Here is a 26,895-nt window from a genome sequence, read left to right as displayed (position 1 = left end):
CAGCAATTCCAACAGCCAGAGCGGTAGCGATTTCCTCAGAAAAACCGAGCGGCCGGCCACCCTCGGGAGGGCGACCGGCCGCCTGGAACCGATCAGTCCGCCTGGCCGTCGAGTGCGGCCTGGATCAGGTCGTCGACGCTCATCCCGTCGATGTCACCTTCGGCCTGCGCCTCGGTTCCCCTGCCGATGAGCTGCAGCAACGGCTCCAGCACGCCGATCTCCCGCAGCTGCGCCAGAGGCACCCGTGCCAGCAGGTCGCGGATCTCCGTTTCGTCCGAGTCGACTACAGCGGCGTCCGGGATCAGCTCGGTCAGCACGTGCTCCGCGAGCTCCGCCGGTGACGGGTGGTCGAACACGAGCGTCGAGGCGAGCGACAGGCCCGTGGCGGCGTTGAGCTGGTTGCGCAGCTCGACCACCGCGAGAGAGTCGAACCCGAGGTCGCGGAACGGCCGATCGGGGCGCACGGCGTCGACGTCGGCCTGTCCGAGCACCTCGGCTGCCCGTGTCCGCACCAGCTCCAGCACCTCGTCGAACCGTTTCGTGACGGGCAGGGCCAGCAGCGTGTCCCGGAAGTCCGCCGTCGGCGCCTCGGCGGGAACGTCGGCGGCGAGCTCGCGGAGCAGCGGGTTCGGGCGGAACCCGCCGGAGAACCTGCCCTTGTCCACGGCCGCCACGACCGCGGTGGGCAGTCCCTCTCCGACGAGCTGCCGCAGAGCGACACACGCCAGGACGGGGTCCATCGAAGCGATTCCCGCGCGTTTGGCGTTGGCGAGCGCGTCGGCGGTGTCGGCCATACCGCCGCCGCCCCACGCACCCCACGCGATCGACGTCGCCGCGAGACCGTGGCCGCGCCGCCGATCGGCCAGTGCGTCGAGCATGGCGTTGGCCGCCGCGTAGTTCGCCTGGCCGGGGCTGCCGACCGACGACGACGCGGACGAGAACAGCACGAACGCGTCGAGGTCGGAGGTCAGTTCGTCCAGCAGCAGCGCCGACGTGACCTTGCTGCGGAACACCGCCTCGAACCGCTCCGGCGTCATCTTGTCCAGCACGCCGTCGTCGATGACGCCCGCGGTGTGGACGACGGCCGTCAACGGCGCGGGAATCGCGGAAAGCACCGCCTGCAACGACTTCCGGTCCGCCACGTCGCACGCCGCGATCGTGACGCCGACTCCCATGCCGACGAGTTCGGCCCGCAGCTCGGCAGCGCCGTCGGCCTTGGGTCCGCTGCGGCTCACCAGCACCAGGTGCTCGGCTCCTGAGCGGGCCAGCATCCTGGCGACGTGACCGCCGAGCGCACCGGTGCCGCCGGTGATCAGGACCGTGCCGCGCGGCTGCCAGTCCTGCGCCGGGACAGGTGCCGGGGCGGCGACCAGCCGCCGGCCGAACAGGCCGCTCGACCGCACGGCGACCTGGTCCTCGCCGTCGAGTCCGGAAAGGACGGACGTGAGGCCGTTCGCGACCCTGTCGTCGATCACCGCGGGCAGGTCGACCAGACCACCCCAGCGTTCCGGGTGCTCCAGCGTCACGACCCGGCCGAGACCGTGGATCGCGGCCTGCGTCAGGTCCTCGAACGCCGTGCCGTTGACGGCGGCCCCGTCACGGGTCGCACACCACAGCGGCGCGGTGATGCCCGCGTCGCCGAGCGCCTGGATCAGCGCGGCGGTCAGCAGCACGCCGGCCGGCGCACTCCCCTCCCCCACGTCGGCACGGCCGAGCAGCGACAGCACACCGGCGAACGACCCGCCCAGCGACCGCAGCTCTGCCGCGATGGCCTCACGGTCCGGCCGCTGCACCGTCACCCGCACGACGCTCACACCGAGCGCGTCGACGACCGCGTCGCTCCAGTCGTCCTCGCCGGCGGTCACCACGAGCCACATTCCGGTCAGCTCGCCGGACCTGGTGGTGTCCAGAGGTTTCCAGATGACGCGGTGACGCCAGCTGTCGACCAGCGCGAGGTCGGTGCGCTGCTTGCGCCAGTCCAGCAACGCGGGCAGCACCTGCGACAACGCGTCGGTGTCGACGCTCAGCACGTTCTGCAGCGACCCGAAGTCCTCGCCCTCGACCGCGGCCCAGAACGCCGCGTCGTCGCTCGTCTGAGCGGCGGGCTTCGCCGGAGTGATCGACGGCCAGAACCTCTGGTGCTGGAACGCGTACGTCGGCAGCGTGATCCTGCGGCCGGCGGAGCCGAAGAACCCGGCCCAGTCCACCTTCACGCCACGGGTGTGCAGGCGGGCGAGCGCCGTGACGATCGACTGCTCCTCGCCGCGGTCCTTGCGCAGCACCGGAATGCCGCCGTCGACCAGACCGGACAGCGTCGCGTCCGGGCCCAGCTCCACGAACGTCGTGACGCCGCGATCGGTGAGGGTCCGCACGTTGTCCGCGAACCGCACCGCTTCCCGCACGTGCCGGACCCAGTACTCGGGGTCGGTCACGTCGCCTTCGGCCACCACGGGAATCCGCGGCCGCTCGAACGTCAGCGACTCCACAGTGGACCGGAACTCGTCCAGCATCGGGTCCATCAGTGGCGAGTGGAACGCGTGCGAGACGCGCAAACGCTTGGCCTTCCAGCGTTCCGCGATCGCGACCACCGCGTCTTCCGGTCCGGCGATGACGACCGACTCGGGGCCGTTGACCGCCGCGATCACCACACCGCCGGTGAGGTGCGGCAGCACGACGTCCTCGCTGGCCTGCACCGCGACCATCGCACCGCCCTCGGGCAGCGCCTGCATCAGCGCCGACCGCACGGTCACGAGCTTCGCCGCGTCCTCCAGGCTGAGGACACCGGCGACGTGGGCCGCCGCGATCTCGCCGATCGAGTGCCCGGCCAGGAAGTCCGGCTTGAGGCCCCACGACTCGGCGAGGCGGAACAGCGCGACCTCGATCGCGAACAGCGCGGGCTGCGTGTTTCCGGTGAGGTTCAGCGTTTCCTGGTCGTCGCCCCAGATGATCGTCCGCAGGTTCGGGTCGAGGTGGTCGAGGACCTCGTCGAAAGCGCTTCGGAACACCGGGAACCGGGCGTGCAGCTCGCGGCCCATGCCGATGCGCTGCGAGCCCTGACCGGCGAACAGGAACGCGACCTTGCCGGACCGCGCCACCTCGTCCTTGACCACCAGCGGGTTGCGCACGTCGGACGCGATCGCGGCGAGAGCGTCGGTCAGCTCCTCGCGGCTGCTCGCGAGCACCACCGCGCGCTGGTCGAACGAGGCCCGCGTGGTCGCCGCCGAACGCGCGATGTCCAGCAGGTCCGCGTCGACCTCCAGCAGGCGCGCGGCCTGGTCGCGCAACGCGGCAGGTGTGCGGCCGGAGACCAGCACCGGCAGCAGCGCGAAGTTGTCCACAGATTGCTTCTCACCGGCTTGACCAGCGGTTTCATCCGGTACGCTGGAAATCGGGGGGATCCCCGACGGGCCTTCCAAGATCACGTGGGCGTTGGTGCCACTGGCGCCGAACGACGACACGGCGGCCCGGCGCGCGCGGCCGACCGAAGGCCACGTGGTGCGCTCCTGCAGCAGCTGGACGGCGCCGCTGCTCCAGTCGACGTGCGAGGACGGCGTCTCGGCGTGCAGGGTGCGCGGCAGTTCGCCCGCCCGCATCGCCATCACCATCTTGATCACCCCCGCGACACCGGACGCGGCCTGCGTGTGGCCGATGTTCGACTTGACCGCGCCGAGCAGCAGGGGCGCCGAGCGGTCCTGCCCGTAGACGGTGAGCAGCGCCTGGGCCTCGATCGGGTCGCCGAGCTTGGTGCCGGTACCGTGCGCCTCGACGGCGTCCACATCGGACGGACGCAGCCCGGACGCGGCCAGCGCCTGCCGGATGACCCGCTGCTGGGCCGGTCCGGACGGGGCGGTGAGGCCGTTGGACGCGCCGTCGGAGTTGATCGCCGAACCGCGCACGACGGCGAGCACCTCGTGGCCGTTGCGCACCGCGTCCGAGAGCCGTTCGAGCACCAGCATGCCGACACCCTCTGCCCAGCCGGTGCCGTCGGCGTTGTCGGAGAACGCCTTGCAGCGGCCGTCCTGCGAGAGCGCGCCCTGGGCACTGAACTCGATGAACCCTACCGGCGTCGACATCACGCAGACACCGCCGGCGAGCGCCATCTCGCACTCACCCGCGCGCAGCGCCTGAGCCGCGAGGTGCAGCGACACCAGCGACGACGAGCACGCGGTGTCGACCGAGACCGTCGGACCCTGCAGACCGAAGGTGTAGGCGAGGCGGCCGGACAGCAGCGACGCGGACTGCGCCGTCTGCCATTCCAGGCCGGTTTCCTCCGGCGACGGCCGGTATTCGCCGCTGCCACCGCCGACGAACACACCGGTGACGCTGCCGCGCAGCGTGGCCGGGTCGACGCCCGCGCGTTCCAGCGCTTCCCAGGCCGTTTCGAGCACGATGCGCTGCTGCGGGTCCATGACCAGCGCTTCACGTGGCGAGATCGAGAAGAAGTCCGGGTCGAAGTTCGGCACGTCGTAGAGGAATCCGCCGTGCCGGGTGACGCTCTGTCCACTGTAGAGTGTGGCGAGGTCCCAGCCGCGGTCCGCAGGGAACTCGCCGATCGCGTCACGTCCGTCGAGCAGGAGCTGCCACAGGTCTTCCGGCGACCGCACGTCACCGGGGTAGCGGCAGGCCATGCCGACGATCGCGATCGGCTCGTCGGTCGTCGCCCTGGTGATGACCTGGATTTCGTCCTCGCCGCCGAGGAGTTCGGTCAGCAGGTGTCCGGCGAGCTCGTCCGGCGTCGGGTAGTCGAACACCAGCGTCGCGCTCAGCTGCAGCCCGGACTCCGCCTGGAGCTGGTTGCGCAGGTCGACGGCGGTGAGCGAGTCGAAGCCGAGGTCGCGGAACGGCACGTCGGGCTCGATGGCGTTCGTCCCGCTGTGGCCGAGGACGAGGGCCGCCTTCTCGCGGACGAGGGTGAGCAACGCGCCGTGGCGCTCGTAGTCGGGCAGCTTGGCCAGCGACTGCTTGAGAGCGGGCTCAGGCTTGGTCTGCACGAAGTTGCCGAACAGCTTGTTGGGCTGCTGGAACGTGTCCCACTTGACGTCCGCGACGACGACGTTCGTCCGTCCACTCGCGACTGCCTGCCGCAGGGCCGTGATGGCGTTCGGGGCGTCGAGGACCGGGATGCCGCTCACCCGCAGGTGCGTGGTCATGCTCTCGTCGGTCGTGCCCTCCCACGGCGCGTAGGCGATGGAAGTCGCCTTGAGGCCGCGGTTGCGGCGTTGCCGTGCGAACTCCTCGACGATCGCGGAGTAGGCGGCTTGCTGCTGCTGGCCGCGGAAGCCCCACGTGCCGGCGACGGATCCCAAGACGACGAACGCTTCCAGCTCGCGGTCGCCCAGCTGTTCGTCGAGCTGGTGCAGGGTCTCGAGGCCCGCGTGTTCGCCGACGTAGATCACCGCGGTGACGTCGTCGGTCAGCGTGTCGGTGGTGTTCTCGAATGCCTGCTTGAGCTGCTCACCCATCGGTCCTTCGGCACCGGCGAGGAGGATCTTGCCGGTTGGGGTCCACGGTGTGGTGGCTTCGATGCGGCGCAGGCGCGGGACGAACGTGCCGTCGTCGTGGAAGGCGACTTCCTGTTCGCCCTGCGGGACGGCCCACGTGTCGGTGTCGACGCGGATCAGGCCGCCCCAGCGTTCCGGCTGCTCCAGTGCGGCGACGCGTCCTTCGCCCCAGACGGCGGGCTCGCTGCTCACGCACCACAGCGGCGCCGTGATGTCGTTCTGCCGCAAGGTGTTCAGGACTTCGAACGGGCTGGTGCCGCCCACCGAGATGACACCGGCGTAGTCGCCCGGCACCAGGTCGGTGACGGTTTCGCCAGCGAAGCCCGACGCGTCGCCGAGGACGAGCCAGGTGCCGTCGGTGGTGGTGCTGACCTTGTGCCGCTCCCACACGACCTCGTACAGCCAGTCGTCGGTCACCGACTTCGGGGTGGTCGTCGGCCAGTAGCGTTCGCGCTGGAACGCATACGTGGGCAACGCGATGCGTTGTGCGCCGGTGCCCGCGAAGAACTGAGGCCAGTCGACGTCGGCGCCCCGGACGTGGAGCGTGCCGAGCGCGAGGCCGAACGCGCTGACCTCGTCGCGGTCCTTGCGTTGTGTCGCAACGGCACCGTCGACCATGGCCGCCAGCAGACCGTCCGGGCCGATCTCGACGAACGTGTCGACGCCGCTGAGGCTCTGGACGTTGTCGTGGAAGCGGACGGTGTCGCGGACGTGGCCGACCCAGTAGTCGACGGTGGTGACGTCGCCGGTGGTCGCGATCGGGATGCGTGGCGGGCTGAAGCTGAGGGTGCTGATGGCCGCGCGGAAGTCGTCGAGCATCGGGTCCATCAGCGGCGAGTGGAACGCGTGGCTGACGGTGAGCTGCTTGGTCTTCTCGAACCTCTTGGCGATCTTCTGGACCTGGGCCTTGTCGCCGGAGATGACGACGGACGCAGGTCCGTTGACCGCCGCGATCGACACCTTCTTCGATTTGCCGATCTGCTTCGCGACTTCGGCTTCGGTGGCGAGGACGGAGACCATCGCGCCGCCCGCCGGGAGCGCCTGCATGAGGTTCGCGCGGGCCGTCACGAGGGTGGCGGCGTCTTCGAGGGTCAGCACGCCCGCGATGTGGGCGGCCGCGATCTCGCCGATGGAGTGGCCGGCGACGTGGTCGGGCACGACGCCGAGGCTCTGGACGAGCCTGGCGAGCGCGACCTCGATCGCGAACAGCGCCGGCTGGGTGTTGCCGGTCTGGTTGAGCGCCTCGGCGTCCTCGCCCCAGATGATGTTCCTGAGGTTCGGGTCGAGGTGGTTCAGGACCTCGTCGAAGGCGTCGCGGAACACGCCGAACCGCGCGTACAACTCGCGGCCCATGCCCAGGCGCTGCGAGCCCTGGCCGGTGAACAGGAACGCCGTCGTCCCCGCCTTGCGCGCCACGCCGCTGACCACCTCGGCGCCGTCGATCAGCAACGCCCGATGCGCGAACTGCGCGCGCGTCGTCGCCGCCGAGAACGCCAGGTCGAGCTGGTTCGCTTCCACCGCGCGAATACGATCGATCTGAGCGCGCAGAGCATCGGAGGACTTCGCCGAGACAACGACGGGAGCCCCCTTGGGGGAGACCGAGGTCCCCACTCCAATCGTCTCACCCGGCGCCGACAGTGCGGGCGCGGAGAGATCGACAACGGCCGGGTTGTCCACAGGCGCCGAGTTGTCCACAGATTCCGGCGCGGCCGCTTGAGCAGGCGTTTCGGTCGGTACGCTGGAAATCGGGGGGATCCCCGACGCGGCTTCCAAGATCACGTGGGCGTTGGTGCCGGAGAGGCCGAAGGCGGAGACGCCCGCGCGGCGCGGGTGGCCGGTGGTGGGCCAGGCGGTGTTCTCGGTGACCAGTGAGACCGGGCCCGAGGTCCAGTCGACGTGGCTGGTCGGGGCGTCGACGTGCAGGGTGCGGGGCAGCACGCCGTGGCGCATCGCCTCGACCATCTTGATCACGCCCGCGACACCGGCGGCGGCTTGCGCGTGGCCGATGTTCGACTTCACCGAACCCAGGTAGAGCGGCTCGGAGCGGTCGGCGAACGTCGACAGAAGCGCTTGGGCCTCGATCGGGTCGCCCAGCGTCGTGCCTGTGCCGTGGGCTTCCACGGCGTCGATGTCGGTCACGGACAGACCGGCGTCGGCGAGAGCGCGGCGGATGACGCGCTGCTGCGAGGGGCCGTTCGGGGCGGTCAGACCGTTGGAGGCGCCGTCGGAGTTGACGGCCGAGCCACGCACCAGAGCAAGCACCTCGTGGCCGTTGCGTCGCGCGTCCGACAGGCGTTCCAGCACGAGGATGCCCGCGCCCTCGGACCACGCCGTGCCGTCGGCGGCGTCGGCGAAAGCCTTGCAGCGGCCGTCAGGGGCGAGGCCGCCCTGGGTGGTGAACTCGACGAACGAGTCCGGGCTCGACATGACGCTGACACCGCCGGCCAGGGCGAGAGAGCACTCGCCGGAGCGGAGCGCGCGCATCGCCCAGTGCATGGCGACCAACGACGACGAGCAGGCTGTGTCGATGGTGACCGCGGGGCCTTCCAGTCCGAGGACGTAGGAGAGGCGGCCGGACATCACCGACGCGGTGTTGCCGGTGGCGAGGTAGCCCTGGATGTCGGGGTCCAGCGAGCGGCGCAGCACGTTCTCGTAGTCCTGGCCGTTCGTGCCGACGAACACGCCGGTCGTGCTGCCCTTCAACGACAGCGGGTCGATGCCGGTGCGTTCGAGGGCTTCCCAGGCGGTTTCGAGGACGAGGCGCTGCTGCGGGTCCATCGCGAGCGCTTCCCGCGGCGAGATGCCGAAGAAGTGCGCGTCGAAGTCCGCGACACCGCTGAGGAATCCGGCTTCCAGTGACGCCGACGCACCGGCGCCGAGTGCGGCGAGGTCCCAGCCGCGGTCGGACGGGAACGAGCTGATGCCGTCGCCGCCGGAGGAAACGAGCTCCCAGAAGGTTTCCGGTGACGTCACGCCGCCGGGGAAACGACAGCCGATGCCGACGATCGCGATCGGGTCGTCGTCGACGCGCGCCACGACGGCCTCGGCGGGAACGTCGCCGACCTCGCCCAGCAGGAAGTCCGTCAGGTCGTGGGGAGTCGGGTAGTCGTAGAGGAGGGACGCGGGCAGCGTCAGTTCGGTCGCGGCCTGCAGGCGGTTGCGCAGTTCCAGCGTCGTCAGCGAGTCGAAGCCGAGGTCGAGGAACGCGCGGTCCGGGTCGACGTCGGAAGCGCTGCCGTGGCCGAGAACCGCGGCGATCTGTCCGCGCACCAGGTCCAGGACCGCGCGGTCGCGTTCGGTCTTCGACAGGCCCGCGAGTGCCCTGCGGAACTGCGGCTGTTCCGCTTCGACGACTTTTTCGGTGGTGTGAAAGCGTTTGACCTCGGGCAGGTCGCCGACCAACGGCGCGGGGCGCAGTCCGGCCAGTGCGGGCAGGAACCGTTCCCAGTCGATCTCCGCGACCAGGACGGCCGCGTCGCCGTGTTCGATGGCTTTCTTGAGCGCCTGCAACGCGAGCGCGGGCTCCATGGGTGTGAAACCGCCGCGCTTCAGGCGTTCCGCGACACCGACGGCCATACCGGCCTCACCCCACGGGCCCCACGCCACCGAGGTGGCCGGAAGTCCTTGCAGGCGGCGGTGTTCGGCGAAGGCGTCGAGGAACGCGTTGGCCGCGGCGTAGTTGCCCTGACCCGCGCCGCCGATGACGCCCGCGGTCGAGGCGAACAGCACGAACGCGTCGAGATCCCGCGTCAGCTCGTGCAGGGTGCGCGTGGCGTGGACCTTGGTGCGCAACAGGTTCGTGAACGATGTGGCGTCCATCGACTCGACGAGGCCGTCCTCGACGACACCCGCCGCGTGGAAGACCGACGTCACCGGGTGCTCGGCGAGGAGTGCGGCGAGTGCGTCGCGGTCGGCGACGTCGCAGGACTTGACGATCACGCGCGGGTCGTCGAAGTCGGCGGTTCCGGTGCGGCTGACGAGGATCACCTGTTCGGCGTCGTTGTCGAGCAGCCACCGCGCGACCTGCCGGCCGATCGCGCCCGTGCCACCGGTGACGAGTACGCGGCCCGGCCGGTAGTCGCGGTGCAGCGCGCTCGGCGTGCTGTGGACGAGGCGGCGGCCGTAGACGCCGGACGGGCGCACCGCCACCTGGTCCTCGCCCGTGCCCGCCAGGACGCCCGGGATGCGGCGTGCGGTGTTCCAGTCGAGGGTGCCGGGCAGGTCGATCAGGCCGCCCCAGCGTTGCGGGTGCTCCAGCGCGATGACGCGGCCGAGGCCCCAGACCGTCGCCAGGTCGGGATTGGTGATCTGCTCGCCGCCGCCGACCGACACCGCGCCGCGCGTCGCGACCCACAGCGGAGCGTCGACTCCGGCGTCGCCGAGTGCTTGCACCACAACGGAAGTGCGGACCAGCGCGTCCTCGGCGCCGGTGTTGAGCGCGAGCAGCGACAGCACGCCCGCGTAGTCGCCCTTGAGCTGCTCGGCGAGTTCCTGGCGGGTGTGGGCGGCGTCGACGACCACGGTCTCGACGCCCAGCGCGTCGATCAGGGCGGACGCGTCGTCGTTGGTGAGCACCAGCCACGGGCCTGTGAGGGCGGCTTGGGCGGTGATCGGCTTCCAGGTGACCGCGTACCGCCAGGAGTCCACTGTGGATTGCTGCTTGCGGGAACGCCACCGCGCCAGCGCGGCGAAGTCCTCGCGTTCGACCGCCGCCCAGAACTCGTCGTCGACGAAGTCGCCGCCGGATGCGGTCGCCGTGACGGGCTCCGGCCAGAAACGCTGGTGCTGGAACGGATACGTCGGCAGCTCGACGTCCGCCGGGGCACCCGCGAAGTACGCGGACCAGTCGACGGTGGTGCCGCGGACGTGGAGGCCGGCCAGCGCCGTCAGCAGCGTGACGACCTCGCCGCGGTCACGGCGCAGTGCCGGGACGAGCACCGCTTCCTCGGTGAGCGAGTCCTGCGCCATGCCGGTGAGCACGCCGTCGGGGCCGAACTCGAGGAACGCCCGCACACCCTTGTTCTCCAGCTGGCTGACCGCCTCGGCGAACCTGACGGTGTCGCGCACATGCCGCACCCAGTAGCCGGGTTGTTGAACAATCCCACCAGTCACCAACGGGATCGTCGGATTGGTGAACGAAAGCCCTTCGACGACCTGGCGGAACTCGTCGAGCATCGGTTCCATCAGCGGCGAGTGGAACGCGTGGCTGACCGCGAGCTGCTTCGACTTGCGGTCGTCGAATCGTTCAACAATCCTACGAACCTCGTGTTCAACACCCGCGACCACCACCGAGGACGGCCCGTTGATCGCGGCGATCGACACGCCGGACGTCAGGTGCGGTGTCACCTCGGCCTCGGTGGCCTGGATGGCGACCATCGCGCCGCCGGTCGGCAACGCCTGTATGAGGCGCGCACGGGCGGAAATGAGGGTGCACGCGTCGTCGAGGCTGAGGACGTTCGCCACGTGGGCGGCGGCGATCTCACCGATGGAGTGGCCCGCCAGGTAGTCGGGCGTGACGCCCCACGACTCGACGAGCCGGTAGAGGGCCACCTCGACGGCGAAGATCGCGGGCTGCGCGTAGCCGGTCTGGTTGAGAGCTTCCGCGTCGTCGCCCCACATGACGTCGCGCAGCGGACGGTCGAGGTCCGCGTCGAGGTGAGCGCAGACGGCGTCGAACGCGTCGGCGAACACCGGGTAGCGCTCGTAGAGCTCACGGCCCATCCCGAGGCGCTGCGAACCCTGGCCGGTGAACAGGAACGCGGTGCGGCCGCGCGTGGTCTGGCCTCGCGTGACGGACGCGTCGGGCTCGCCGTCGCGCAACGCGGTCAGGCCGCGCACGAGTTCGTCGCGGTCGCTCGCGACGACGACCGCGCGCTTCTCGAACGTGGACCGCTTGGTGGCGAGGCTCGCGGCCAGCGCGACCAGGTCCGAGTCGACCTCGATCAGGTTGCCCGCGATCTGCCTGAGCGCCTCGTCGGCGCGCGCCGACAGCAGCACCGGCACCGCGCCGGGCTGGATCGATCGGGGCTGGATCGATTCGGGTTCACCGGCCCCCTGGGGGGAGCTGCCCCCCATCCCAATCGTCTCAGACGGGTCTGACAATTCCGGGGCCGCTTCGAGCACCACGTGGGCGTTCGTGCCGGAGAGGCCGAACGAGGAGACGCCGGCGCGGCGCGGGTGGCCGGTCTCCGGCCACGGTTCCTCGGTGGCGAGGAGCTTGATGGAGCCCGAGGACCAGTCGACCTTGGTCGACGGCTGGTCGACGTGGAGGGTCCGGGGCAGCACACCGGCGCGCAGGGCCAGCACCATCTTGATGACGGAGGCGACGCCGGAGGCCATCTGCGTGTGGCCGATGTTGGACTTCACGGAGCCGAGCAGCAGCGGGCGTTCGCGGTTCTGGCCGTAGGTGGCGAGCAGGGCTTGGGCCTCGATCGGGTCGCCCAGGGCCGTGCCGGTGCCGTGGCCGTCGATGGCGTCCACTTCGGACGGTTCGAGGCGGGCGTTGGCGAGGGCCTGGCGGATGACGCGTTGCTGCGACGGGCCGTTCGGGGCGGTGAGGCCGTTGGAGGCGCCGTCCTGGTTCACCGCGGAGCCGCGGACGACGGCGAGGACGCGGTGGCCGTTGCGGACGGCGTCGGAGAGGCGTTCCAGCAGCACGAGGCCGACACCCTCGGCGAGGGTCATGCCGTCGGCGGCATCGGAGTAGGCCTTGCAGCGGCCGTCCTTCGCGAGGGCGCGCTGGCGGGAGAAGCCCACGAAGGCACCTGGGGTTGCCATGACCGAGACGCCGCCGGCGAGGGCGAGGGTGCTTTCTCCGTCGCGCAACGACTGGCAGGCCAGGTGCAGCGCCACCAGTGACGACGAGCAGGCCGTGTCGAGGGTGACCGCGGGGCCTTCGAGTCCGAACAGGTAGGAGACGCGGCCCGACAGCACGCTGGAGAGCGTGCCGGTGATCATGTGGCCCTCGTCGCCGGGCTGGTCGGAGCCGCCGGCGGAGTAGTCCTGGTAGGAGGCGCCGATGAACGCGCCGGTGAGGGTTCCCTTGAGCGACTGCGGGTCGATGCCGGCGCGTTCGATGGACTCCCAGGCGGTTTCGAGGAGCAGGCGCTGTTGCGGGTCCATCGAGAGGGCCTCGCGCGGGCTGATGCCGAAGAAGCCGGGGTCGAAGTTCGCGACGTCGTGCAGGAAGCCGCCCTGCACCGAGTAGGCGCCGCCGGGGGCGTCCGGGTCGGGGTTGTAGAGGGAGTCGCCGTCCCAGCCGCGGTCCGCCGGGAAGCCGGAGATGGCGTCGACGCCGTTCATCACGACGTTCCACAGGTCTTCCGGGGAACTGACGCCGCCGGGGTAACGGCAGGCCATGCCGATGATCGCGATCGGTTCGTCGGACACGGCCGAGGCGACGACCTGGGTTGCGACCGGAACGTCGGCGCCGAGGAGCTCGCCGAGCAGGAACTCGGTGAGCGCGAGCGGGCTCGGGTGGTCGAACACCATCGTGGTGGGCAGCGTCAGACCTGTTGCGGCGGCGAGCTTGTTGCGCAGGTCGACCGCGGTGATCGAGTCGAAGCCGACCTCGCGGAACGCCCTGTGCTCGGTCAGGGCGTCGGTCGAGGCCATGCCCAGCACGGCGGCGGCTTCGGCACGGACGAGGTCGAGCAGCTGCTGTTCGCGTTCGGCGGGCGGCAAAGCACGCAGCCGTGCCGCGAAGTCCGAGCCGTCGGAGGTCGTGGTCTGCTCGGCGGTGACCGCGAGTGCGCGGACCTCCGGCAGTTCCTCGAAGAGCATGGTCGGGCGCATCGCGGTGAAGACCGGGTAGTAGCGGTCCCAGGCGATGTTGGCGATGGCGATCTCGGTCTCGTCGTCCTCGATCGCTCGTTGCAGACCCGCGAGTGCCAGGCGTGCCTTCATGAACTCGAGGCCGCTGCGGCGGATCTGGTCGGTGTCGACGCGGCCGAGACCGATGTCGTCGGACCAGATGCCCCACGACACCGAGGTGCACCTGAGGCCCCGTGCGCGGCGGTTGGCGGCCAGGGAGTTCAGGAAGGCGTTGCCGGCGACGTAGGAGGCGTGGTTGCCGGAACCCCACATGCCGGAGATCGAGGAGAACAGCACGAACGCGTCGAGGTCCTCGGTCAGCAGCGCATCCAGATGGGCGGCGCCGTCGACCTTGGCGGCGAGGATCTCACTCAGACCCTCCACAGTGGACCCGTCGATGGAATGCAGGCCGATGACCGCGGCGGTGTGGATGACCGAGCGGATGTCACGGCCTTCCGCACGCAGGTCGTTCAGCATGCGTTCGACGTCGTCGCGTTTCGCGATGTCACACGCGACGACCGTGGTGGTTGTGCCGATTTCTTCCAGCTCCGCCACGAGTTCACGGGCGCCGGGCGCGTCGAGGCCGCGGCGGCTGGTCAGCACGAGGTGTTCGGCGCCCTTGTGGGCGAAGAAACGGGCGACGTGCGGGCCGAGCGTGCCGGTGCCGCCGGTGATGATCGTGGTGCCGCGCGGGGTCCAGTCCGTGGTGCCGGGACGGGAGGGGGCGCGCACGACGCGGCGGGCGAGGGTGCCGGACGCGCGGATGGCGAGCTGGTCCTCGTCGCCCGCGTTGACCAGGGCCGACACGAACCGTTGCGCGGCCCGCTGGTCGAGCTCCTCCGGCAGGTCGATGGAGCCGCCCCAGCGCTGCGGGTGCTCCAGTGCGGCGGTCCAGCCAATGCCGATGGCCTGCACCTGGACCGGGTGGTCGACGGTGTCGGCGCGGCCGGTGGACAGGGCGTTGCGGGAGACGTTCCAGACCTTGGCGTCGATCCCGGCGTCGCCGAGTGCGTTGACGAGGTTGACGGTGAGCAGCAGACCTGTTGGCAGGCCGAGGGTTCCGGGGCGTTCGTCGGTGGGCAGCAGTGAGACGATGCCGTCCGCGTCGACGAGTTTCGCGGCCACGGCGGCGCGGTCGTCGTCGGCGTCCAGGACGATGCGCTGCACGTCGCCGAGCGCGTTGACGACGTCGGTGTCGTTGATGGCGTCGGTGGTGACGACGGCCCAGGTGCCGGTGAGCTTGCCGTTGTCCAGGCCGCGCAACGGCTTCCACGTGGTGCGGTAGCGCCAGGAGGCTGTTGTGGACTGGTCGCGGCTGGTCTGCCGCCAGGTGGTGAGAGCGGGCAGGACGGCGGCGAGCGTGGCCTCGTCGAGGTGCAGGCTGCGGGTGAGGGTGGCGAGGTCGGACTGCTCGACCGCCTGCCAGAACGCGTCGTCCGCCGGGTCCTGCGCGGCGACCGGGTGCTGGGGCGGGCCGATCCAGAAGCGCTCGTGCTGGAACGGGTAGGTGGGCAGGTCGACGCGGGTGCCGTCGAGGTGCCACTGGACCGGCACGCCGCGGACCCAGACCTCGGCGAGGCTCGTCAGGACGCGGTGCAGGCCGCCGACGTCACGGCGCAGCGTGCCGGTGACGACACCGCGCCTGCCTTCGAGGGCGTCCTGCACGCCCGGCGTGAGGACCGGGTGCGAGCTGACCTCGACGAACACCTGGTGCCCGCTGCCGATGAGCTGCTCGACGGCTTCGTTGAGGTGCACGGTCTGGCGGAGGTTGGTGTACCAGTATTCGGCGTCGGTGGTGGTGTCGTTCCACTCGCCGGTGACCGTGGACAGGAACTTCGTGTGCGGGGTCAGCGGGGTGATGCCCGCGAGGTCGCTGAGGATGTCGTCGCGGAGGTCCTCGACCTGGGCCGAGTGCGAGGCATAGTCGACCTCGATGCGGCGGACGCGGACACCGTGCTCGATCAGCTTCCCGCAGAACGCGTCCAGCGCCTTCAGGTCACCGGAGACGGCGACGCTGCGGGGGCCGTTGGTGGCGGCGAGGCTGAGCCGGTCGCCCCACTCTTCCAGGTGTGGCTGGACTTCCTGCGCCGACAGACCGATCGACACGATGCTGCCGCGGCCCGACATGACGCGGCCGATGGCCTGGCTGCGGAGGGCGACGACCTTGGCGGCGTCCTCCAGGCTGAGAGCTCCGGAGACGGCGGCCGCCGCGATTTCGCCCTGGGAGTGGCCGATGACGGCGTCGGGCGTCACGCCGTAGTGCTTCCAGACCTCGGCGAGCGACACCATCATCGCCCAGCTCGCGGGCTGGACGACGTCGACGCGGTCGAGGCTGCCCGCACCGCGGATGACGTCGAGGAGGTTCCAGTCGGTGTGGGGCTTCAGGGCGGCGGCGCATTCGGCCATGCGGGCGGCGAACACCGGGGACTCGTCGAGCAGCTGCGCGCCCATGCCGACCCACTGCGAACCCTGGCCGGGGAAGATGAACACGACCTTGCGCTCGAGGTCCGCGACGCCCCTGATCTCGACGCCGTCGAGGAGGACCGCGCGGTGGTCGAAGTCCGGGCGGAGGCTGAGGCTGTAGGCGATGTCCTTGCTGCTCGCGTCGACTGCGGCGAGTCCGGCGATCTGTGCGCGCAGGGCGGCGTCGGACTTCGCGGACACGAGCCACGGAATCGATACGGATTCGCCGGCCCCCTGGGGGGATTCACCCCCCATCCCAATCGTCTCAGACGGCACCGACAGTTCCGGTGCGGTCGCGGCCTGCTCCAAGATCACGTGGGCGTTGGTGCCGCTGATGCCGAACGACGACACGGCGCAGCGGCGGGCGCGGCCCGTGTCGGGCCAGGCGGTGGTGTCCTGCAGCAGCGCGATGGTGCCGGGGCTCCAGTCGACGTGGGTCGAGGGTTCGGCGGCGTGCAGGGTGCGGGGCAGGACGCCGTGCCGCAGGGCCATGACCATCTTGATGACGGAGGCGACGCCCGCGGCGGACTGGGTGTGGCCGATGTTCGACTTCACCGAGCCGAGGAGCAGTGGGCGGTCGGCGTCGCGGTCGCGCCCGTAGGTGTTGAACAGGGCCTGGGCCTCGATCGGGTCGCCCAGGGAGGTGCCGGTGCCGTGGGCGTCGAGGGCGTCGATGTCGTTCGGCGTCACACCGGAGTTGGCGAGCGCCTGCATGATCACGCGTTGCTGCGACGGGCCGTTCGGGGCGGAGAGGCCGTTGGAGGCGCCGTCCTGGTTCACGGCCGAGCCGCGGATCACGGCCAGGACGCGGTGGCCGGCAGCCACCGCATCCGACTGGCGCATCAGCAGGAGCATGCCGATGCCCTCGGAAAGGATCATGCCGTCCGCGGAGTCGGAGAACGACTTGCACCGGCCGTCACGGGCCAGGGCGTGCTGACGGGAGAAGGCGATCAGCGGCTTCGGGTTCGGCATGACCGTCGCGCCACCGGCGACGGCGAACGCGGACTCGCCCGTGCGCAGCGACTGGCACGCCAGATGCAGTGCCACCAAAGAGGAAGAGCACGCGGTGTCGACCGTGACGGCCGGGCCCTCGAAACCGAACACGTAGGCGACGCGGCCGGACAGCACCGACGGTGAGGTGCCGGTGACCTGGTAGCCCTCGGAGCCGCCGTCACCACCGCCGTACTCGATGTAGGAGGAGCCGATGAACGCGCCGACCTTCTTGCCGCGCAACGCCGCCGGGTCGATGCCCGCGCGTTCGACGGCCTCCCAGGTGGTTTCCAGGAGCAGGCGCTGCTGCGGGTCCATGCCCGTGGCCTCACGCGGCGAGATGCCGAAGAACGCCGGGTCGAAGTCGCCCGCGCCGGGCAGGTAGCCGCCGGCGGTCGTGTAGGTGGTGCCGGGGCGGTCGGGGTCCGGGTCGTACAGCTGCGCCATGTCGAAGCCGCGGTCCGCCGGGAACTCCGTGATCGCGTCCGTGCCCGCGAGCACCATCTCCCAGAACGCCTCCGGCGTGTTCGCCTCGCCGGGGAAGCGGCAGCTCATGCCGACGATCGCGATCGGCTCGTCCGAGTCGATCTGAGCCGAGTAGACGGCCTGGTCCGCGGCGGCGCCGAGCAGTTCGGCCAGCAGGTGGTCGGCCAGTACGGCCGGGGTCGGGTAGTCGAAGACCAGCGTCGCGGGCAACGGCAGACCGGTGGCGTCGGACAGCTTCTTGCGCAGCTCGACGGCGGTCAGCGAGTCGAAGCCGATGTCGCGGAACGCGCGGTTCTCCCCCACCTCCTCGACCGAGCTGTGACCCAGCGTGGCGGCGGCCTCGGCGCGCACCAGGTCGACCAGCCTGCGCTTCTGGTCCTCTTCGGACAGTGAGCGGAGCTTGCGGGCGAACTCGGAGTCGTCGCGGCGGACCTCCTCGACGACCGTCAAAGCCCTGACCTCGGGGAGATCCGACAGCAGCGGGGAGGGGCGGACCGACGTGAACAGCGGGAAGTAGGTGTCCCAGTCGATGTCGACGACGGTGACGCAGGTGTCGTCGTGCATCACGGCGCGGTTCAGCTCGACGACGGCCTGGTCGGGCCGCAGGAACGTCAGGCCGCGGCGCGCCAGGTTGTCGGACATGGCCTCGTGCGTGGCCATGCCGACCTCGGCCCACGGGCCCCACGCGATCGACGTCGCCCGGTGGCCACGGGCACGACGGGACTCGGCCAGGGCATCGCAGTAGGCGTTGGCGGCGCCGTAGGCGGCCTGGCCGCCGCTGCCCCACACGCCCGCGATCGAGCCGAACAGCACGAAGAAGTCGACCTCCCCGACCAGCGCGTCGAGGTTCGCGGCGCCGATCACCTTGGCCGACAACACCTCCGCGAAGTCGTCCAGCGACGTCAGCTCGAGCGGCGCGTGCTGGGCGGCACCGGCGGTGTGCACGACACCGGACAGATCGGGGATGTCCGCGACCACAGCCGCCAACGCTTCGCGGTCGGCGACATCGCAAGCCACGATCGAGACGCGCGGCCCCAGTTCCTCCAGCGACGCCTTCAACTCTTCGGCGCCCGGAGCGTCCATGCCGCGGCGCGACGTCAGCACCAGACCCGAAACACCGCGCTCGGCAAGCCAACGCGCAGTCGTCGCACCGAGCCCACCGGTTCCGCCGGTGATCAGCACCGTGCCGTGGGCGGTGTAGTCGGACGGCAACGCGTCGACCGGGCGGTGAGCCAGACGACGGCCCATGACACCGGACGAGCGGACGGCCAGCTGGTCCTCGCCGTTCAGGCCGGCGACGCAGGAGACGAAGCGGCGCAACGAGTTCTCGTCCAGCACCTCGGGCAGGTCGATCAGACCGGCCCAGCGCTGCGGGTATTCGAGAGCGGCGGCACGGCCGAAGCCCCAGACGGCGGCCTGGGCGGCGGACCGCACCGAGTCCGCGGTCTCCGCGGCCACCGCGCCAGAGGTCACGGTCCAGATCGGCGCCTCGACCGACTTCACCAGCAGGATCGACTGTTCCAGGCCGGTCGTCAGCACCGAGGCTGGCGACTCGTCCAGCGCCACCAACGAGACCACGAGATCACAGACGGGCACGTCCGCGACCGAGGTGACGACCGTGACGTCGGCGCCGTGAGCCGCGAGCGCCGCGCGGTAGGGCTCGGCGTCGACAGCGGGAGTCGTCACCACCACGATGTGGCCGGACAGCACCGGCGTGCCCGTGACGCGGACCGGCGCCCACAGGACCCGGTACCGCCACGAGTCGAGCAGCGCCTTCTCCTGGTTGCCCGCACGCCACGACGACAGCGCCGGGATCAGCGAGTCCAGCGACGAACGCTGCTCCTCCCCCAGCCGCAGCAACGCCGCGAGCTCGCGGGCGTCACCACGTTCGATCGCCGCCCACAGCTTGGCGTCCGCCGGATCCGCGTCCGTGACGGCCGGAGCGGTGGAACCCAGCGGCCAGTAGTACTCGTGCTGGAACGCGTAGGTCGGCAGCGTCACCCGGCGGGCGGGGCCGAAGTAGGTCTTCCAGTCCACGGACACGCCCGCCGCGAACAGGCGGCCCAGCGCCAGCGCGACCGACTCCTCTTCCGAACGATCCTTGCGCAGCACGGGAATCGCGCCCTCGACGAGCGCCGACAGGGCACCCTCCGGGCCGATCTCCACGAACGTAGTCACGCCGGCAGCCCGCGCCGCCTCGACGTTGTCGTGGAACCGGACGGTCTCCCGGACGTGCCGCACCCAGTAGTCGGATTGTTGAACAATCGCATCAGAGGATCGTTCAACAATCCCACCAGCGAACAACGGGATCGTGGGATTGTTGAACGAAAGGCCGTCGACGACCGCGCGGAACTCGTCGAGCATCGGCTCCACCAGCGGTGAGTGGAAGGCGTGCGAGACCGCGAGTTCCTTCGCCTTGCGGTCGTTGAATTGTTCAACGATCCGACGAACCTCTTGTTCAACACCGGCGATCGTCACCGAGGCCGGGCCGTTGATCGCGGCGATCGAGACACCGTCGGTCAGCAGCGGGGCGACTTCGGCTTCGCTTGCCTGGAGGGCGACCATCGCGCCACCCGCGGGCAGCGCCTGCATCAACCGGGCGCGCGCGGAGACGAGCGTGCAGGCGTCGTCGAGGGAGAACACACCGGCGACGTGGGCGGCGGCGATCTCACCGATCGAGTGGCCGATCACCGCGCTGACCTTCACGCCCCACGACCGGACGAGACGGAACAGCGCGACCTCGAACGCGAACAGGGCGAGCTGCGCGTTGCCGGTCTGCTGCAGGTCTTCCTCGGAGGACCCCCACATCACGTCACGAACGGCAAGCCGCTCGAGCACCTCGTCGAGAGCGGAGGCGAACACCGGGTACCGCTCGTAGAGGTCGCGACCCATGCCCAGGCGCTGGGATCCCTGGCCGGAGAACAGGAACGCCACCTTGCCCGGCGCGACCCCACCCTCCACCACGGCGGGGTCGGCGTTCTCCGTCGCGAGAGCACCCAGCGAACGCAGCAAGGACTCGCGATCGGCGGCAACCACCGCGGCCCGCTGCTCGAACGCCGAACGCGTCGTCGCCAGCGAGAAAGCCAAGTCGCGCAACGAAACGTCAGAAGACTCGACGAACGAGCGCAGCCGCGCGGCCTGACCCCGCACAGCACGCCGGGTGCGACCGGACAACACCACCGGAACGACGCCGTCCGAAGACACGGAGGCAGGAACGTCGACAGCGGGCGGCTGCTCGATGATCACGTGGGCGTTGGTGCCGGAGATGCCGAACGACGAGACACCCGCACGGCGCGGCCGGTCCACCGCGGGCCACGGCCGGGGCGACGTGAGCAGCTCGACCGCGCCCTCGGTCCAGTCGACGTGCGAGGACGCCGTGGTGACGTGCAGGGTCTGCGGCAGCACGCCGTGCCGCATCGCCTGCACCATCTTGATCACACCGGCCACACCGGCGGCGGCCTGTGTGTGGCCCATGTTCGACTTCACCGAGCCGAGCAGCAGCGGTTCCGAGCGGTTCTGGCCGTAGGTCGCGAGCAGCGCCTGCGCCTCGATCGGGTCGCCCAGCGTCGTGCCGGTGCCGTGCGCCTCGACCGCGTCCACATCGGACGGAGCCAGACCGGCGTTGGCCAGCGCGGCACGGATCACCCGCTGCTGTGCCGGACCGTTCGGTGCCATCAGGCCGTTCGAGGCGCCGTCCTGGTTCACCGCCGAGCCGCGGATCACGGCGAGGATCGGGTGCCCGTTCCGCACGGCGTCGGACATGCGTTCCAGCACGACCACACCGGCGCCCTCGGACCAGCCCACGCCGTCGGCCGAGTCGGAGAACGCCTTGCAGCGGCCGTCCGGCGACAGGCCGCGCTGCCGGGAGAACTCGATCAGCGCGGTCGGCGTCGACATGACCGTCACACCACCGGCCAGCGCGAGCGAGCACTCCCCCGCGCGCAGAGCCTGCATCGCCCAGTGCATGGCGACCAGAGAGGACGAACACGCCGTGTCGACCGTGACCGCTGGGCCTTCCAGGCCGAGCGTGTAGGAAACGCGTCCGGACACAATGGACGGTGAGGTGCCGGAGCCCTGGAAGCCCTCGAAGTCGCCGCCGCCGAGCCGCGCGCCGTAGTCGTTGTACATGACGCCCGCGAACACACCGGTCTGCGTGCCGCGCAACGACACCGGGTCGATCCCGGCGTGTTCGATCGCCTCCCACACGACCTCCAGCAGGATGCGCTGCTGCGAGTCGGTTCCGAGGGCTTCGCGGGGAGACATGCCGAAGAACCCGGCGTCGAACTCGCCGGCGTCGTGCAGGAAACCGCCCGAACGCGAGTAGGTCGTGCCGGGGTGGTCGGGGTCGGGGTGGTAGAGGTTCTCGAGGTCCCAGCCGCGGTTCGACGGCAGGCCCGACACCGCGTCGCCGCCCTCGGACACCAGCCGCCACAGGTCGTCGGCCGACCCGATGCCGTCCGGGTAGCGGCAGCCCATGCCGACGATCACGATCGGGTCGTCCGCGACGGCGGCCCTGACCTCGGACGGCACGACGACGTCGGCGTCGAACAGCTCGTCCAGCAGGTGTGAGGCGAGCGCGACGGGTGTCGGGTAGTCGAACACCATCGTCGCGGGCAGCCTCAGCCCGGTCACCGCGGTCAGCTGGTTGCGCAGCTCGACGGCGGTCAGCGAGTCGAAACCGAGGTCCTGGAACTGGCGCGTGGGCTCGATCTCGGCACCGGACGCGTGGCCGAGCACCGCCGCGACCTGGCCGCGGACCAGTTCCAGCACCGCGTCCGACCGCTCCTCCGCACCCAGCCAGGAAAGCCTGCGGACCAACGTGTCCGCGGTCTCCGAACCCGAGGCCGCGCGTCGTGTCCGCATCCGGATCAGGCCGCGCAGCAACGGCGGCACGTCGCCGCGCTGCCGCAGCGTGCCCAGGTCGAGGCGGGCAGGAACCAGTGCGGCGCTGGAGGACGCCACCGCGCGGTCGAACAGCGCCAGGCCCTGGTCGACGGTCAGCGGCGGCATGCCGGTACGCGTCATGCGTTCGGCGTCCGCGTCGGACAGCATGCCCTCGACCGCCCACGCACCCCACGCCAGGGACACGGTGTTGGGCCGGTACTCGGCCAGCGCGTCGAGGAAGTGGTTGCCTGCCGCGTAGTTCGCCTGACCGGCCGTGCCCCACGTGCCCGCGAGCGACGAGAACAGCACCAGCGGCACGTCCGGCAGCGCCTGGGCCAGGTTCCAGGCCGCGTCGACCTTGGGACGCAGCACCGAATGCAGGCGTTCCGGCGTCAACGACGAGATCACGCCGTCGTCCAGCACCCCGGCGCTGTGCACGACGGCCGAGAACTCGTGCCCGGCAACCAGATCCGCCACGGCTCCAGCGTCGGCGACATCGCACGCGACGACGGAGACGCTGGCGCCCAACGCTTCCAGCTCTGACACGTCGCCCGTGCCACTACGGCTGACCAGCACCAGGTCGCGGACGCCGTGCTCAGCGACAAGGTGGCGGGCGACAACCTTGCCCAGACCGCCCGTACCACCGGTGATCAGGACCTTCGCGCCCCAGTCGACCGGGCTCTCCTCGATCTCGGCACGGGCCAGGCGCGGCGCGTAGATCTCGCCGTCGCGCAACGCCAGCTGCGGCTCCTCGGAACCGACGGCGGTGGCGAACGCGGCCAGCGATGCGGGAGTGCCGTCCAGCTCGATCAGCGAGAACCGGCCCGGCGACTCGGACTGCGCCGACCGCACCATGCCCCACACCGCGGCCGACGCGAGATCCTGGCTGCTCGTCACGAAAACGAGCCGCTCGTCGCGTTCCTCCTGGAGCAGTTCGAGAACGCGTTCGGTGAGTTCGTGCACCGAGGAGACCACGTCCTCGTTGCCGAGCACCGGAACGACGAGCACGTCCGAGGTGTCCGTGCCGCCGAGGCCGAGGACGTCCTCGCCCAGCACGGTGAACGCGGTGCCGTCCGCCGGAACCGTCACCGGCACCCAGTCGACCTGGAACAGCGAGTCGCGGTCCACAGTGGACTCGGCCGCGACCGCGCGCACCACCAGCGAGTCGATCGACGCGACCGGTGCACCGGCGCCGTCCACGGCCGCGATGGCGTAGGCGTTGTCGCCGGACCGGGTCAGGCGCACCCGCAGCGTGGTCGCGCCGGACGCGTGCAGCGACACGCCTTCCCACGAGAACGGCAGACCGGCGTCCCCGTCGCCCGAGACGAGCGCGGCGTGCAGCGCGGCGTCCAGAAGTGCCGGGTGCAGGCCGAATCCGGCCGGGTCGACACCTTCCGGCAGCGAGACCTCGGCGTAGACGACGCCGTCGTCACCACGCCAGACCTGGCGCAGTCCCTGGAAGACGGGCCCGTACTCGAAGCCCATCGCGGCGAAGTTCTCGTAGCAGCCCTCGACGTCCAGGGCAGCGACGCCGGCAGGCGGCCACACCGCGGTGTCGAACGCGACCTCACGCGCGGGCGCACCGAGCACGCCGATCGCGTGCTGTGTCCACGGTTCGTCGTCGGAACCCTCGGCACGCGAGTAGATCTTGACGGTGCGGCGGCCGTTCGCGTCGGCGTTGCCGATCCACAGCTGTACCTGCACGCCGCCCTTCTCGGGCACGACCAGCGGAGCGGTCAGCGTCAGTTCCTCGACGCGGTCGCAGCCGACCTCGTCGCCGGCGCGGATCGCGAGCTCCAGGTAGGCCGTGCCGGGCAGCAGAACCGTGCCGCGCACGGCGTGATCGACGAGCCACGGGTGGGTTTGGCGGGTGAGGCGGCCGGTGAGCAGCGCGCCGTCCTGGTCGGCGAACGAGACGGTCGCCGTGAGCAACGGGTGGTGCGCCGCACCGAGACCGGCGGCGCGCGGGTCGTGGAAGGTGCCGCCGCCCTTGGGCCAGTAGCGCTTCGTCTGGAAGGCGTAGGTGGGCAGGTCGACGCGCTTTGCGCTGGTGTGCGCGAAGAACGCGTTCCAGTCGACCTTGGTGCCGCGGACGTGCAGGCCGGCCAGTGCGGACGTGATCGTCTCGACCTCGTCGCGGTCCTTGCGCAGCACCGGGATCGCGGTGATGTGGTCGGCGCTTTCCTGCGCCATCGCGGACAGGATGCCGTCCGGGCCGATCTCCAGGAACCGCGTGACGCCGTGGGCGGTGAGCCACTTGACGCCGTCGGTGAACCGGACGGCTTCGCGGACGTGGGACACCCAGTAGTCGGGCGACGTGATCTGCTCGACGCGGGCCTGCTCACCGGTGACGTTGGAGATGAGCGGGATGATCGGCGCCTCGAACGTCAGGCCTTCGAGTGCGGCCCGGAACTCCGCGAGCATCGGCTCCATGAGCGGCGAGTGGAAGGCGTGGCTGACACTGAGCTGCCTGGTCTTGCGATCGTTGAATTGTTCAACGATCCTACGTCCCTCTTGTTCAACACCGGCGATGACGATGCTGGTGGGACCGTTGATCGCGGCGATGGAGACGCCGTCGGTCAGGTGCGGCGTGATCTCGTCCTCGGTGGCCTGGATCGCGATCATCACGCCGCCGCTCGGCAGTGCCTGCATGAGGCGGGCGCGTTCACGGACCAGCGTGGCCGCGTCTTCCAGGCTGAACACACCGGCGATGTGCGCGGCGGCGATCTCGCCGATGGAGTGGCCGCCGACGAAATCGGGCTTGAGACCCCACGACTCGACGAGGCGGTAGAGGGCGACCTCGATCGCGAACAGGGCGGGCTGGGTGTGTTCTGTCCGGTCGAGGACTTCCGGCCGATCGCCCCAGATCACGTCCTTGAGCTGCGGGTCGAGGTGCTGCAGGACCGCGTCGAACGCCTCGGCGAACACCGGGAAGCGGGCGTGGAGGCCGCGGCCCATGCCGATGCGCTGGGCGCCCTGGCCGGTGAACAGGAACGCCTGCTTGGCGCGCGCCGCCGTGCCCTGGATGAGACCGGGGGCGGGGGTGCCGTTCACGAGAGCTTCGAGGCCGGTGCGGAGGTCGCCGACGATCGCGGCGCGGTGGTCGAACGACGCGCGGGTGGTGGCGAGCGAGTAGGCGAGGTCGAGCGCGCCTGCCGGGTCGAGCGACTCGGTGCCGGCGACGGACAGCAATCGCTCGGCCTGCGCGCGCAACGCCTCACGCGACCGGCCCGACACCAGGAACGGCACCGCGCCCGGCTGAATCGATCCCGCCTGGCCCCCCTGGGGGGAGAACGAGGTCCCCACTCCAATCGTCCCACGGGGGTCTGACGGATTCTGTGGGTGAAGATCGGCAGCGGCGGAGTTGTCCACAGGGGCCGAGTTGTCCACAGGTTCGGGGGTGGGGGCTTGCTCGATGATGGTGTGGGCGTTCGTGCCGGACAGGCCAAAGGAGGAGACGGCGGCTCGGCGGGGCTGGCCGGTGACGGGCCACGGGGTGTTGGAGGTGACCAGCCGGACGGCGCCGGAATCCCAGTCGACGTGGGTGGACGGGGTGTCGACGCCGAGGGTCTGCGGGACCACTCCCTCGCGGATGGCCATGATCATCTTGATCACGCCCGCCACGCCGGCGGCGGCCTGGGTGTGGCTGATGTTCGACTTGACGGAGCCGAGCAGCAGGGGGCGTTCCGGGGAGCGGGTGCGGCCGTAGGTGGCGAGAAGGGCCTGGGCCTCCACCGGGTCGCCCAGGACGGTGCCGGTGCCGTGGGCCTCGACGACGTCGATCTGGTCGCTGGTCAGGCGGGCGTTCACCAGGGCCGACTTGATGACGCGCTGCTGTGACGGGCCGTTGGGGGCGGTCAGGCCGTTGGAGGCGCCGTCCTGGTTGACGGCGGAACCGCGCAGCACGGCCAGAACGGTGTGGCCGTTGCGTCGGGCGTCCGAGAGGCGTTCGAGCACGAGCATGCCGACGCCCTCGGACCAGCCCGTGCCGTCGGCCGAGTCGGCGAACGAGCGGCAGCGGCCGTCGGAGGACAGGCCACCCTGGCGGGAGAACTCCACGAAGGTCGCCGGGTTGGCCATCACCGTGACACCACCGGCCAAAGCCAGCGAACACTCGCCCGCGCGCAGTGACTGCATCGCCAGATGCATTGCCACCAAAGAAGAAGAACAGGCAGTGTCGAGCGTGACGGACGGGCCGACGAAGCCGAGGGTGTAGGAGATGCGGCCCGAGATCACGGAGTTCGACGACCCCAGCAGGACCATGCCCTCGCCGCCCTCGCCGGGGCCGAGCTGGTAGTCCTGGTTCATCGCGCCCGCGAAGACGGCGGTGGCGGAACCCTTCAGCGCGTGCGGGTCGATGCCCGCGCGTTCCAGGGCCTCCCAGGTGACCTCCAGCAGCACGCGCTGCTGCGGGTTCATGCCCAGGGCCTCGCGCGGCGAGATGCCGAAGAAGTCGGCGTCGAACTCGCCCGCGCCTTCGAGGAAGCCGCCCTGGTCGCTCGACGACAGGGCGAGCATCTCCGGGTCCCAGCCGCGGTCGGTCGGGAAGGCGCGGATGCCGTGTTCCCCGTTGACGACCATCCGCCACAGATCTTCGGGACTGCGCACCCCGCCGGGGAAGCGGCAGCCGATGCCGACGACGGCGATCGGTTCCGTCGCGGCCGCTTCGAGGTCCTGCAGGCGCCGCTTGGTGCGCTGGAGGTCCGTGCTGGCCCGGCGGAGGTAGTCCCGGAGCTTCTGTTCGTTGTCCATCCCTCAA

The 26,895-nt window shown here is 70.7% G+C and carries 1 protein-coding gene; it reads right to left on the bottom strand.

From position 1 onward, the window contains the following. Positions 1-92 precede the first annotated feature (92 nt). On the bottom strand, positions 93-26,888 hold the full coding sequence (locus JOD27_RS01980; RefSeq protein ID WP_275591543.1) for a type I polyketide synthase: 26,796 nt from the start codon (positions 26,886-26,888) through the stop codon (positions 93-95). Between the last annotated feature and the right edge of the window lie 7 nt (positions 26,889-26,895).

The organism is Lentzea nigeriaca (assembly GCF_016907955.1).
GTDB classification, from domain to species: domain Bacteria; phylum Actinomycetota; class Actinomycetes; order Mycobacteriales; family Pseudonocardiaceae; genus Lentzea; species Lentzea nigeriaca.
The sequence above is the reverse complement of the archived record's forward strand: the minus strand, read 5'-3'. Positions and strand labels throughout refer to the sequence as shown.